12 protein-coding genes are annotated in these 12885 nt (G+C 72.3%); 3 read left to right on the plus strand and 9 right to left on the minus strand.

What is annotated here, in order from left to right:
* Nucleotides 1–205: 205 nt before the first annotated feature.
* Nucleotides 206–1276, plus strand: coding sequence for an NADP-dependent oxidoreductase (locus ACZ69I_RS19640; protein ID WP_470833531.1), 1071 nt, complete (start codon nucleotides 206–208; stop codon nucleotides 1274–1276).
* An 18-nt stretch (nucleotides 1277–1294) separates the two neighbouring features.
* Here the strand turns inward: ACZ69I_RS19640 and ACZ69I_RS19645 are convergent, their stop codons facing one another.
* The 4 genes from ACZ69I_RS19645 to ACZ69I_RS19660 all read right to left on the minus strand — a co-directional run bounded on the left by ACZ69I_RS19645 (nucleotide 1295) and on the right by ACZ69I_RS19660 (nucleotide 5868).
* Entirely contained in the window at nucleotides 1295–2194 is a 900-nt protein-coding gene (locus ACZ69I_RS19645) for a LysR family transcriptional regulator (protein WP_470833532.1), read from the minus strand.
* Nucleotides 2195–2269: 75 nt separating this feature from the next.
* Entirely contained in the window at nucleotides 2270–3481 is a 1212-nt protein-coding gene (locus ACZ69I_RS19650) for a glycine C-acetyltransferase (protein ID WP_470833534.1), read from the minus strand.
* A 46-nt stretch (nucleotides 3482–3527) separates the two neighbouring features.
* Nucleotides 3528–4556 (minus strand): L-threonine 3-dehydrogenase, encoded by a 1029-nt coding sequence (gene tdh, locus ACZ69I_RS19655; protein WP_467673134.1) that lies wholly within the window; start codon nucleotides 4554–4556, stop codon nucleotides 3528–3530.
* A 127-nt stretch (nucleotides 4557–4683) separates the two neighbouring features.
* Nucleotides 4684–5868 carry a Gfo/Idh/MocA family protein gene (locus ACZ69I_RS19660; protein WP_470833535.1) on the minus strand — a complete coding sequence of 395 codons (1185 nt, stop codon included), beginning with the start codon at nucleotides 5866–5868 and terminating at the stop codon, nucleotides 4684–4686.
* Nucleotides 5869–6254: 386 nt separating this feature from the next.
* Between ACZ69I_RS19660 and ACZ69I_RS19665 the strand changes: the two genes are divergently transcribed.
* Entirely contained in the window at nucleotides 6255–8135 is a 1881-nt protein-coding gene (locus ACZ69I_RS19665; RefSeq protein WP_470833537.1) for a DUF2264 domain-containing protein, read from the plus strand.
* A gap of 50 nt (nucleotides 8136–8185) precedes the next feature.
* On the opposite strand, the gene ACZ69I_RS19670 is transcribed toward ACZ69I_RS19665, so the two are convergent.
* The 5 genes from ACZ69I_RS19670 to ACZ69I_RS19690 form a co-directional block, all read right to left on the minus strand.
* Entirely contained in the window at nucleotides 8186–8758 is a 573-nt protein-coding gene (locus tag ACZ69I_RS19670; protein WP_470833538.1) for a GAF domain-containing protein, read from the minus strand.
* Nucleotides 8755–9348, minus strand: coding sequence for a GTP-binding protein (locus tag ACZ69I_RS19675; RefSeq protein ID WP_470833540.1), 594 nt, complete (start codon nucleotides 9346–9348; stop codon nucleotides 8755–8757). Before ACZ69I_RS19675 ends, ACZ69I_RS19670 begins: the two co-directional genes overlap by 4 nt.
* Nucleotides 9326–9697 (minus strand): DUF742 domain-containing protein, encoded by a 372-nt coding sequence (locus ACZ69I_RS19680; RefSeq protein WP_470833541.1) that lies wholly within the window; start codon nucleotides 9695–9697, stop codon nucleotides 9326–9328. The genes ACZ69I_RS19675 and ACZ69I_RS19680 overlap by 23 nt, the downstream gene beginning before the upstream one ends.
* Nucleotides 9698–9699: 2 nt before the next feature.
* A complete protein-coding gene (locus ACZ69I_RS19685) occupies nucleotides 9700–10134 on the minus strand; it encodes a roadblock/LC7 domain-containing protein (protein WP_356259690.1) in 435 nt (144 codons plus the stop codon).
* An 83-nt stretch (nucleotides 10135–10217) separates the two neighbouring features.
* Nucleotides 10218–12041 (minus strand): sensor histidine kinase, encoded by a 1824-nt coding sequence (locus ACZ69I_RS19690; RefSeq protein WP_470833543.1) that lies wholly within the window; start codon nucleotides 12039–12041, stop codon nucleotides 10218–10220.
* Nucleotides 12042–12349: 308 nt separating this feature from the next.
* Between ACZ69I_RS19690 and ACZ69I_RS19695 the strand changes: the two genes are divergently transcribed.
* Nucleotides 12350–12868 carry a CGNR zinc finger domain-containing protein gene (locus tag ACZ69I_RS19695; protein ID WP_470833545.1) on the plus strand — a complete coding sequence of 173 codons (519 nt, stop codon included), beginning with the start codon at nucleotides 12350–12352 and terminating at the stop codon, nucleotides 12866–12868.
* Nucleotides 12869–12885 lie beyond the last annotated feature (17 nt).

Raw genomic sequence — 12885 nt, forward strand, 5'->3', positions numbered from 1 at the left:
TGTCCTCCTTTGTCCGTCCGGCTCGGTGTCCGTCCAGCCCAGATATCCGTCCAGCCCGGGTGACCGTATCCGTCCAGCCCGGGTGCCCGTCCTCCCGGATCGATTGACTAAACGGATCAGTGGTCCATATATTCGGATCAGTGGTCCACTTATGTGGATCGCTGATCCGAATCAGCGTATCCCGCGGCGCGAACAGGAGAAGACGATGGCTGCACGCACGATGAGGGCGATCCGGCTGCACGAGTTCGGCGGCCCCGAAGTCCTGCGTTACGAGGAGGCACCCGTGCCCGAACCGGGGCCGGGCGAGGTTCTCGTCCGTGTGCGCGCGGCCGGGGTCAACCCTCCCGACTGGTACGCACGTGAGGGAATGCCCGACGTGCCCGCCGAGCTCAAGCCCCCGATCCACCTTCCCCTTGTTCCGGGAACCGATATATCGGGCGTCGTGGAAGCCCTGGGCCCCGGAGTCGGCACCGGCACCGGTCCCAGCCCCGGCACCGGCCTCGACACCGACCGCTTCTCGATCGGGGACGAGGTGATGGGCCTCCTGCGCTTCCCCACCACTCTCCAGGGCAGCGCCTACGCCGAGTACGTCACCGCTCCGGCGACCGACCTGGCCCACAAGCCGCGCACCGTCGACCACACGCACGCCGCCGCTCTGCCCATGTCCGGGCTGACGGCGTGGCAGTACCTGATCGAGCTCGGGCACGACCACCCCTCACCGTTCCAGGAGGCCCAGCACCGCCCGATGCCCCTCGGCAGCGGGACCACGGTGCTCGTCAACGGTGCCGCCGGCGGCGTCGGCCACCTCGCTCTGCAGCTGGCCAAGTGGAAGGGGGCCCGCGTCATCGCCGTGGCCTCCGGCACTCACGAGGCGTTCCTGCGTGAACTCGGCGCCGACGAGTTCATCGACTACACGAAGGGGCGGCCCGAGGACGTCGTGCGCAGCGTCGACCTCGTCCTGGACACCGTCGGCGGCCCCGACAGCAGGCGCTTCCTGCGCACCATCAAGCGCGGCGGGGCCCTCTACCCGGTGTACTTCGGCGCGTTCGACGAGGAGGAGAACGCGAGGCTGGGCATCACCGTCACGCTCACCCAGGTCAGGTCGAACGGCGCGCAACTCGCCGAACTGGGCCGCTTGCTGGACGCGGGCACGCTGCGTGTCGCGCTCGACAGCACGTTCCCCCTCGCGGACGCCAGGGCCGCCCACGAACGCGCCGCCCGGGGACACATCCAGGGCAAGATCGCGCTCACGGTCGCCCAGGACCTGTCCGGCTGACCACGGCGCGAACCGCCGTCAGCCCGCCGCCTCCCCCAGCGCGTCCAGCACCGGACGGATCAGCGGATGGCCCTCCGCGCCGCACCGCACCGCCGCGAACACCCTGCGCGTGGGGGCCGCGCCCTCCACGGGGCGCACCACGGCTCCCGACACGTCCATGCCGCGCAGCGCCGAGCGCGGCACCAGGGCGACTCCGGCACCGGCCGAGGCGAGGGCGACCACCGCGCGGAAGTCGTCTGACCAGTGCTCCAACAGGGGCTGGAATCCCGCCTGTTCGCAGGCGAGGACGACCACGTCGTGGCAGGGGTTGCCCGCGAAGGGGCCGATCCACGCGTCCTTGGCGAGTTCGGCGAGGGCCACCCGTTCCGCGTCGACGAGGCGGTGGCCGCGCGGGAGCACCGCGTCGAAGGGCTCCGCGTAGAGCGGCACGCGGGTGAGTCGCGGATCGTCCGCGCCGGGGGCTCCCCGGTACTCGACGGCGACGGCCACGTCCACCTGCCGGTCGAGGACCATCGGCAGGCTCGCGTCGCCCTCCGCGTCCTGCACGCGGACTCGGATCCCGGGCGCCGACCCGGCGAGGCGGGCGAGGGCGGGGGCGACCACGAGGCCGATGCCAGTGGCGAAGGCGGCGACGGTCACCGTGCCCGCTTCGCCGGAGCTGTACGCGGTGAGCTCGGCCTCGGCGCGCTCCAGCTGGGCCAGGACGGCGTTGGTGTGCGTGAGCAGGATCTCGCCGGCCGCCGTCAGGCGCACCCCGCGCGCCGAGCGCTCGACGAGACGGTGGCCCGTCTCCTGCTCCAGGGCGGTGAGCTGCTGGGACACGGCGGACGGGGTGAGGTAGAGCGCGGCGGCAGCGGCCGTGACCGTGCGGTGGTCGGCCACCGCACGGAGGATGTGCAGCCGCCGCGCTTCGATCATGTTGTCGATTCTCCCAAACCGGCGGCCCCACGCGCACCACCGGCCCCGCCCGGTGACCCGGGCGGGCCGCAGGCGTCAGGCCTGGCCCGCCTCCGCCAGCTCCGCACGGGCCGCGACGAACGCGTCGACCGCGCGGTTCACGTCCTCCGTGGAGTGCGCGGCCGACAGCTGGACGCGGATGCGCGCCTTGCCCTGCGGCACCACCGGGTAGGAGAAGCCGATCACGTACACGCCGCGCTCCAGGAGCAGCTCGGCCATCCGGCCCGCCACGGCCGCGTCGCCGATCATGACCGGCGCGATGGCGTGGTCGCCGGGCAGGACGTCGAAGCCCTCCTCGGTCATCCGCGAGCGGAAGAGAGCCGTGTTCGCGGCGAGGTGTTCCCGCAGGTCACCGGCCGACTCCAGCAGGTCGAGGACCTTCAGCGAGGCCGCCGCGATCACCGGGGCGAGGGTGTTCGAGAAGAGGTACGGGCGCGAGCGCTGGCGCAGCAGGGCGACGATCTCGGCGCGGGCCGCGACGTAGCCGCCGGAGGCGCCGCCGAGGGCCTTGCCGAGGGTGCCCGTGATGATGTCGACGCGGTCCATGACGCCGTGCAGCTCGGGGGTGCCGCGGCCGCCGGGGCCCACGAAGCCGACGGCGTGCGAGTCGTCGACCATGACCATCGCGTCGTAGCGCTCGGCGAGGTCGCAGATCTCCGCGAGCGGGGCGACGTAGCCGTCCATGGAGAAGACGCCGTCGGTGACGATCAGCTTGCGCCGGGCGCCGCCCTCGGTGGCCTCCTTGAGCTGCTGCTCCAGGTCGGCCATGTCGCGGTTGGCGTAGCGGAAGCGGCGGGCCTTGGAGAGGCGGATGCCGTCGATGATCGAGGCGTGGTTGAGGGCGTCGGAGATCACCGCGTCCTCGGCGCCGAGCAGCGTCTCGAAGACGCCTCCGTTGGCGTCGAAGCACGAGGAGTAGAGGATCGTGTCCTCCTGGCCGAGGAAGGCGGACAGCCGCGCCTCCAGCTCCTTGTGCACCTCCTGCGTGCCGCAGATGAAGCGGACCGAGGCCATGCCGTAGCCCCAGCGGTCCAGGGCCTCGTGCGCGGCGGCGACGACGTCCGGGTGGTCGGCGAGGCCGAGGTAGTTGTTCGCGCAGAAGTTCAGGACCTCGCCGGGGCGGCCGCCCGCGGTGACGGCGACGGTCGCGGACTGCGGGGTGCCGATGACGCGCTCGGGCTTGTGCAGACCGGCGGCGCGGATCTCGTCGAGGGTGGCCTGGAGGTCTTCGCGTACGGAGTCGAACATGCGGGAATCCTTAGGGGTTTGCCGTGGGGGCGTGCGCCGGGGAGGGTCAGGAGGTCCAGTCGAGGATGACCTTGCCGCCGCGGCCGCTCGCCGCGTCGTCGAAGGCGGCCTCGAAGTCGCGGTGGCCGTACCGGCCGGTGATGACGGGCGCCAGGTCGAGGCCGCCTTCGAGCAGCACCGACATCGCGTACCAGGTCTCGAACATCTCGCGGCCGTAGATGCCCTTGATGGTGATCATCGAGGTGACGATCCGCGCCCAGTCGACGGCGAAGTCCTCGGCGGGCAGGCCGAGCATGGCGATCTTGCCGCCGTGGGTCATGTTGGCCACCATGTCGCGCATCGCGCGCGGGTTGCCGGACATCTCCAGGCCGACGTCGAAGCCCTCGCGCAGGCCGAGCTCGCGCTGGCCGTCGGCGATCGCGGAGTCCGCGACGTTCAGGGCGAGGCTCACGCCGACCTTGCGGGCCAGTTCGAGGCGCTCCTCGCTGACGTCGGTGATCACGACGTTGCGCGCGCCGGCGTGCCGGGCGACGGCCGCCGCCATGAGGCCGATGGGCCCGGCGCCCGTGATCAGCACGTCCTCGCCGACGAGCGGGAAGGACAGGGCCGTGTGCACGGCGTTGCCGAACGGGTCGAAGATCGCGGCGACGTCGAGGTCGACCGGGACGCGGTGGACCCAGACGTTGCCCGCGGGCAGCGCCACGTACTCCGCGAAGGCCCCGTCACGTCCGACGCCGAGGCCGACCGTGGCACGGCAGAGGTGGCGCCGTCCGGCCAGGCAGTTGCGGCACTTGCCGCAGACCAGGTGGCCCTCACCGCTCACCAGGTCACCCACCGTGATGTCGGCGACGTCACGGCCCACCTCGACGACCTCGCCGACGAACTCGTGGCCGACCACCAGCGGCGCGCTGATCGACTGCTGCGCCCAGCCGTCCCAGGCCCGGATGTGCAGATCGGTACCGCAGATCCCGGTGCGGAGCACCTTGATCAGGACGTCACCGTGGCCCGTCCTCGGCTCCGGCACGTCCTTCAGGCTGAGACCCGGCTCCGCCTTCTCCTTGACCAGCGCCTTCACCGCTACGGCTCCCGTCGTACGTCGTTCGTTTCTTCCCCCGACGGGACAGGAATCTTCCCTACGGCGGCGCCCCGGTCCATCGAGGATTTCTTAAGCGCCGCCGCAGCTTTCCTTCAGGCCTCGTGGTTCAGCGGGTCTGACCGCGTTCGAAGTAGTCGATCAGCTCCGGATCGAGCGCCGGTACCTCCCTCGGTGTCCCGCCGTCCCGCAGCGACTGCGTCGCCCGGACTCCGGCCGCCACCGCCATGCGCGCCGCGACCGGCGAGGTGTCGGTGCGCCCTCCCTCGCGTGCGAAGCGTACGAACTCGTCCATGAGCAGCGGGTCGGCGCCGCCGTGCCCCGCGTCGTCCTCGGCGTCCGGCACCAGGTACTCGGCGTCGGCCTCGCCCCGGTAGCCCGAGCGGCGCGCGTTCCACACCTTCACCGCGGCTCCGGGCCCGTCGCCGAAGTTCTCGAGGCGGCCCGCGTCGCCGATGACGGTGTAGTTGCGCCAGTAGTCGGGGGTGAAGTGGCACTGCTGGTAGGCGGCGAGGACGCCGTTGTCGAGGCGCATGTTGACCAGGGACACGTCCTCGACGTCGATGACGGCGTTGAGGCCGCGCTGGGTGTGCGGCGGCCAGTGGCCGTCCTCGGTGTACCAGTCGTCGGTCTTCGGCTCGCCCGGCGCGCGGCGGTGCGGATTGCCGCCGTAGACCATGAGGTCGCCGAGGGCCTGCACTTGGCGCGTGTAGCCGTGGCCGAGCCAGTGCAGGACGTCGATGTCGTGGGCGGCCTTCTGCAGCAACAGGCCGGTGGTGTACTGCCGTTCGGCGTGCCAGTCCTTGAAGTACCAATCGCCTCCGTAGCCGACGAAGTGGCGCACCCAGACCGTCTTGACCTCGCCGATCCCGCCGCGCTCGATGATGTCGCGCATCAGCCGGACCACGGGCATGTGGCGCATGTTGTGCCCGACGTACAGCCGGGTGCCCGTCTCGTACGCGGTCCGCAGGATCTCGTCGCACGCCTCGATGCCGATGTCCAGGGGCTTCTCGACGAAGACGGGCTTGCCCGCGCGCAGTGCCTCGCAGGCGAGCTCCGCGTGGGTGTGGTCGGGGGTGAGGACGACGATCGCGTCGACGTCCGGGTCCTCGACCACCTTGCGGTGGTCGCCGGATATCAGCGCGCCGGGGAAGGCCATGGCCGCCTCGGCCCGGGCCGCGGCGTCGTGTTCGGCCAGCGCGGTGACGCGGGAGCCCGCGTCCGGCCGGTGGGCGGTACGGGCCAGCGAGCCCCGCAGTCCGAAGCCGAGGACGCCGAGACGGAGGTCGGTCATGGAACTTCCTTCGCTTGTGCCGGTGGTGCGGTGAGCTTGATCCTTATCTATCCGGCCGCCCGGCCGGTGTCGAGACGTGTGCACTATGAATGCACGTGTACGGAATCCACGTGTCCGCGGGTGGGCCGGGGCTGCACTGCGGCGGCGTCGCTTGCCCTACCGCGCGCTGCCCCAGTCCGGATGGCCGGGCATGGGCGGGTTGTCGAGGTCGAAGAGCCAGCGGCGCAGGAAGGTGCCGACGGATGCGTCGTTCTCGCCCGGATCCTCATCGTGGCGAGGCTCTCTTGCGCCCGGTAGCAACCGCTTACATGCTGGCTCGGAATCGGCGCATCCGTGAGCCCCGACGCCCGCCCCTCCCCTCCCCCGCCCGAGGAGTCACACCCACCATGCCCGCACCGCACCTGCACCTGCCGCCGACCGACCGCGTCCGCTCCCCGCTCACCGGATGGACCCGGGGGCACTGGGAAGCGCTCGCCGACCGGCAGTTGGAGGCGCTCGTCCCGTATGCGACACCGGGGTTCGCGCAGTACCGGCTGCCGGGCCGCACCAGTTGGTCGGGGGTCGTGTCGGACGGCCTCGAGGGATACGCGCGGTCGTTCCTGCTCGCCGCCTTCCGGATCGCGGGGGCGGGCGGCGACGTCAGCCCCCGCCTCATCGAGCGCTACGCGCGGGGCCTGACGACGGGCACCGACCGGGAGAGCGGTGAGGCATGGCCCCAACTCACCGACTGCTCACAGCAGATGGTCGAAGCCGCGTCGATCGCCATCGGACTGCACGAGACGCGCCGCTGGATCTGGGACAGGCTCGACACCCGGGTCCAGGAGCGGGTGGTCGACTGGTTCTCGGGCTTCGTCGGCGGAAGGACCTGGGACAACAACTGGCGCCTCTTCCAGGTGGTGTCCGAGCAGTTCCTCGCCTCGGTCGGCGCACCGTACAGCCAGTCGGACATCGACGGCGGACTGGACCGCATCGAGGACTGGTACCGAGGCGACGGCTGGTACACCGACGGCGACGGGCGGAACTTCGACTACTACAACGGCTGGGCGATGCACCTGTACCCGCTGCTGTGGGCGCGGATCGCGGGCGACGAGGACGGCGGCCGCGCCAAGGTCTACCGCGAGCGGCTCGCCCAATTCCTCACCACCTACCCGCACTTCTTCGGCGGCGACGGCACCCCCGTCCACCAGGGCCGTTCCCTGACCTACCGCTTCGCGGCCGCCGCGCCCGTCTGGATGGGCGCCCTCGCCGACTGCACCCCGCTCGCGCCCGGCCTGACCCGGCGCCTCGCCTCCGGCGCCGCACGGCACTTCGTGGAGCGCGGCATCCCCGACGAGCGCGGGCTCCTGCCGCTCGGCTGGTACGGGACGTTCCTGCCCGCGACCCAGGCCTACTCGGGCCCGGCCTCCCCGTACTGGGCGAGCAAGGGCTTCCTGGGCCTGCTGCTGCCCGCCGGCCACCCGGCCTGGACGGAGCGCGAACTGCCGCTCCCCGTCGAGGAGTCCGACCAGTACACGGCGCTCCCGCAGCCCGGCTGGCTGCTGCACGGCACCCGGCACGACGGCATCGTCCGCCTGGTCAACCACGGCAGCGACCACAACCCCCTCGAAGGCCCCGCCCAGGACGACCCGCACTACGCCAAGTTCGGCTACTCGACGGCGACCGCCCCGGAGACCGCACCCCGCGCCTGGGAGCGCACCGTCGACAACCACCTGGCACTCCTCTCCCCCGACGGCACGGCCTCGCGCCGCCGCCGCGTCCACCCGCTGAGCTGCTCGGGCCGGGTGGCAGCGTCCCGCCACGATGCCCAATACCCGGGCGGCGACGAGGAGTTCGCCATCGAGTCGACGAGCGCGCTGCACGGGCCGTGGGAGATCCGCGTGCACCGGGTGCGGGCGCCCGAGGGCGCGCGAGTCCGCGAGGGCGGCCACGCGGTGGCCGACGAGGCGCAGCCGCACGCCGAGCAGGGCTCCTGCTGGGCCCTCGCCCGCACGACCACCGGTCTGACCAGCGCGGTCGTCGGCCTGTACGGCTGGGACGAGGAGGCGGGCCTCGCCCGCGAGGTGGCGGCGAACGCGTACGGGCCGCACTCCGCGACGCCGTTCCTGACCTCGGCGGCCCACCCCGGCGGCGACAGCGTCCACGTCACCCTGGTCGCCCTGTCACGCGACACGGTCCATCCGCGGGCGCTGCAGGAGTCCGTCACATGCGCGGTGGACGCCGACCGCGTCCGTGTCCGCTTCCCCGACGGGACCGAGCTCGACCTCTGAGGACATGGAAGGGGCGCCTCGCTCAACAGCAACCCCGCCGGCCACCCGCCTCAGATCCCGCCCGCCTCCCGCCGGTGGATCTGCTCGACCAGCTCCGCCGCCATGCGCTTGATCGTGTCGAGCCCCGCGGTGCCCCAGCGGCGCGGTTCGACGTCGACGACGCAGACCGTGCCGAGGACGATCCCCGTGCGGTCGATCAGGGGCGCGCCCAGGTACGAGCGGATGCCGCTCTCGTCCACCACGGGGTTGCCCGCGAACCGGGGGTAGTCGCGGACGTCCTCCAGGACGAGGGCCTTGCGGCGCACCACGACGTGCGGGCAGTAACCGTGGTCGCGGGCCATGTAGCGGCGGGCCTCGCCGTCCGCGGCGGATCCGGGGGCCGCTTCGGCGGCGACGAGGGTGCCGTGCGGCGCGTGCAGTCCGGCGAAGAACTGGCGTTCCTCGTCGATGAAGTTGACCATGGAGCAGGGCGCACCGGTCAGCTCGGCGAGCCGTTCGGCGAAGACGTCGAAGGCCGGTTCCGCGTACTGCCCGATGCCGAGTCCGCGCAGCCGCCGCACCCGGGCGGGAGCTTCCTTGTCGACGGGGGTGAGGAGCAGGTGCCCGGTCGGGTCGTACATCACGTGTGGGCTCCGTAGCTCGGCGCCGGGGCATGGTTGAGGAGGTGTTTGACGAGGATGAGGAGTGTCTGGATGCCGGAGCTCGAAATGCGCGCGTCGCAGCGCACGACGGGCACTTGAGGGTCGAGGTCGATGGCGGAGCGCACCTCCTCGGGTTCGTAGCGGTGGGCTCCGTCGAATTCGTTGATCGCCACGATGAAGCCCATGCCGCGCTGTTCGAAGAAGTCCACGGCCGCGAAGCAGTCCTCCAGACGGCGGGTGTCGGCGAGCACCACCGCGCCGAGGGCCCCTTCGGAGAGCTCGTCCCACATGAACCAGAACCGCTCCTGCCCCGGTGTGCCGAAGAGGTACAGCACGTGCTCCGGGTCGAGCGTGATCCGTCCGAAGTCCATGGCGACGGTGGTGGTGGTCTTGTTCTCCACGCCCGACAGGTCGTCGGTGCCTTCGCTGACGGTGGTCAGCAGTTCCTCGGTGCTCAGCGGCGCGATCTCGCTGACCGCGCCCACGAAGGTCGTCTTGCCGACCCCGAAGCCGCCGGCGACCAGGATCTTGAGTGCGGTGGGGAAGGGGTCAGAGCTGTCGTCGTAGTCCATCGAGCACTGCCTCCAACAAAGACCGGTCAGTGGGGTTGTGGTAGAAGTCCGGGGCCTTCTGGGTGAGGGCCCCGCAGTCGAGGAGATCCGAGAGGATCACTTTGGCCACGACCGCGGGCAGCTTCAGCTGGGCCGCGATCTCGGCCACCGAGGTGGGCGCTTCGCACAGGCCGAGGGCCGTGGAGTGCTCGGGCCCGAGGTAGCCGAGGGGGGTGGATCCTGTCGCCATCACCAGCGAGAGCAGGTCGAGTTGGCTGCTCGGTCTGGTCCGTCCGTTGCTGACCGTGTAGGGGCGGACGAGCCGCCCGGCGGCGTCGTCGAGCCAGGGCCCGTCGTGCGGGGCCGCCACGGTCAGCGCCTCATCGACGCGGGTTCGCCCGCGGGCTGCCGCGGGGCGGTGATCAGATACGGGCGCACGCTCTTGACCAGCATCGCCATCTCGTAGCCGAGGACGGCCGCGTCGGCGTCGCGTCCGGCGAGCACGGCCAGACAGGTGCCCGAACCGGCGGTCGAGACGAACAGGAGCGTGGAGTCCAGTTCCACGACGACCTGCCGGACGTCCCCGCCGTCGCCGAACCGGATGCCCGCGCTGCGCCCGAGCGAGTAGAGCCCCGAGGCGAGGGCCGCCATGTGGTCGGCGCTGTCCGGATCGAGGCCGTGTACCGACTTCACGAGTCCGTCGGAGGAGAGCAAGACCGCGCTGTGGGTGTGCGGCACGCGCTGCACGAGGCCGCTCATCAGCCAGTCGAGATCGGATACATGGCCGGTCGGCGCATCGCTCGCCATGGTGGATCGACTCCTTGAGGTACGAACGTACGTAGGTCTGCCTTGGCAGAGGTGGTGGGGGGTGCCGGGCCTGCCGGTGCTGGTCAGCCGCCTTGTCCTCGTCCGTCGTGGGGGGCACCGACCTCGTGCTCCAGCGGGGTGGGGTCGCGGGCGTCCTGCGCCTCGGCGAGGCCGATCCCGCGCTGGAACGCCGCCATCAGGCCCGGGTCGTGGCCCACGTGGCCGATGTCGGGCCGCGGCGCCGGGGTGTCGCGGAGCTGGGGCGCGAGGTGTTCCTGGGCGCGCCGCTTGGGGAGCTGCGGTCTGCCGACGCGGCCGCGCACGGCGTCGCCGAGCGGTGTCGGCGGCGCCCCGGCGTGCTCGGCGGCGGCCTGCCGGTCCTTGGGCCGGATACCGGGGGCGGCGTCGGCCGGCGTGGGGCGGTCCTGACGGGAGCCGCGCACGGGCAGGGGGGCGGGCGCGGTGCCGTTCGCGGTGCGCGGGCGGTACGGCGCGGGTGTGGGTGCCGTGGCGTCGGGGCGGGGCTGCGGGTCGGGGAGCGGGCCGGGAGCGGGGGGCTCCGTCGGGAGGGCGGCGGTCGGCCACACCGGGGTGGCGTCGAGCGCGTCGTCCCGTACGGCTCCGGGACCGCCCGTGTCCGGCGCGGCACCCCGCGCGGCCTCCTCGGCCTCGGGACGGCGCCGGGTGCCGGGCTCCGCCTGCTGTTCGGCGCCCAACAGCTCCTGCGGCAGGATCAGTACGGCCTGCACGCCGCCGTAGATGTTGGTCTGCAGCCGCACCGCCACACCGTGCCTGCGGGCGAGCGCGGCGACCACGTAGAGACCGATGCGGCCGTCCTGCAGCAGGTGCGCGACGTTGACCTGGTCGGGGTCGGTGAGCAGCCGGTTCATCTTGGTCTGCTCGGTGACGGGCATGCCGAGGCCGCGGTCCTCGACCTCGACGGCGATCCCGGCGGTCACCGCGTTGGCGCGCAGCAGGACCTGGGTGTGCGGCGCGGAGAACACCGTGGCGTTCTCGACGAGTTCGGCGAGCAGGTGGATGACGTCGGCGACGGCGTGCCCGCGCAGGGTGCCGTCGATCGGGGGCACCAGTTTGACGCGGGAGTACTGCTCGACCTCGGCGATGGCCGAGCGCATCACCTCGGTCATGGAGACGGGGTTGCTCCACTGGCGCCGGGAGACCGCGCCGCCGAGCACGGCCAGGTTCTCGGCGTGCCTGCGGATGCGGGTCGCGAGGTGGTCGACGTGGAAGAGGCCCTTGAGCAGTTCGGGGTCCTCGACCTCGTTCTCCAACTCGTCGAGCAGGGAGATCTCCCGGTGTACGAGCGACTGCAGCCGTCGGGCGAGATTGACGAAGACCTCGACCTTCTGTTCGCTGCCCGCGTGGCTGGAGAGCTGGGAGGCCTGCACGACGGCGCCGACGGCGGCGTCCTGGGCGCGGGTCAGCTCGTCGGCGAGCTGGTCGAACTCGTCGCCGCCCGCTCTGGCCCGGGTGGGTGCGCCCGGCGCGGGCGGCTGGTCGCCGCGGCGCAACTGTTCGACGACGGTGCGCAGTTCGGCCTGGCCGCGCGCGGTGCTGCGGCGCAGCGCGCCGACCCGGTCGTGCAGGGTCTTCGCGGCGCGTTCGGCGGCGACGGCCGCGGTGACGATGCCCGCGAGGCCGACCAGGGCGGCCGCGGTGAGGACGGCGAGCAGGACCGGGCCCGGCCGGGCGCCGGTCGAGCGCAGCGTGAACAGCACGGCCGCGCAGGCGCTCAGGCCCACGGCGACGGCGGGCAGCACCGCCATGCGCAGGAGCTGCGGCCGTATGTGGGTCTCGGGCAGTGCGGCGCTGCGGCTGCCTGGCCTGCCGTGGCGGCCGCCCTCACGGCGGTCCGTGCGGGCGGCCGGTGCGCGGAGATGAGACATCTGCGTCCTCGGTACGTGGCGACGAGGGTCCAGCGGTCGGCCCGACTCCCCTTTGCGGCGTGCTTGCGGCATCGCCGTGCCGGCCGGCAGGTCGCGACGTCAGCCCTGCGTCGTGATCCCTGCGTCGCCCGACGGCCACACACGGTAGTCGGCAACGCATCACGTGCGGTGGGCAGTTGACAAAGTCAGCGGTGCAGCGTCCCGCTCTGGTATGACGCCTCGTACGCAGGTCCGATTCATGTCTCGTACGGGGAGGCCGCTCTCGTACGAGGGGTGCCTCGTGGCCGTCAGGCTGCTGTAATGACCATATGCACCTGAACCCTTACGGGGAGGGCGCCGTGAACCTGGCCGCCGACCTCGCCAACCGCCGCCCGGCCAACGTCCAGGAGCTCGCGGACCGCTGCGCCGCCGCGGGTCTCACCCTGGAACAGCCGGTCACGCCCGAGGACTTGGCGCACACCCGGGCCACTCTGGACGCCTGGGAGGAGGTGGTCGACGCCACCGCGGAACACGAGCGCGCCGAGCTGGTCAACGCCATGCTGGCGTCGGCCGCCGCCCACCCGCGGCTGACCGACCACGCGGGCAGCGGCTGGCACCTGCACTACCGCGACGCCCGGCAGCCGCTCGGCGCCCTGCTCTTCTCGCTGATCTCCGTCGGTACGGCGCTGCACCTGGCGGGCCGCGGCATGCACCGGCTGCGGCGCTGCGCCGTCACCGAGTGCGTCACGATCTTCGCGGACACCTCCCGAACGGGGCGGCAGCGCTACTGCTCCCAGCGCTGCGCCAACCGCGACGCGGTCCGCCGGCACCGCGCACGCGCCGCCTGAGCGACGCGTGCGGCCCC

Source organism: Streptomyces sp. NPDC036815, assembly GCF_055609205.1.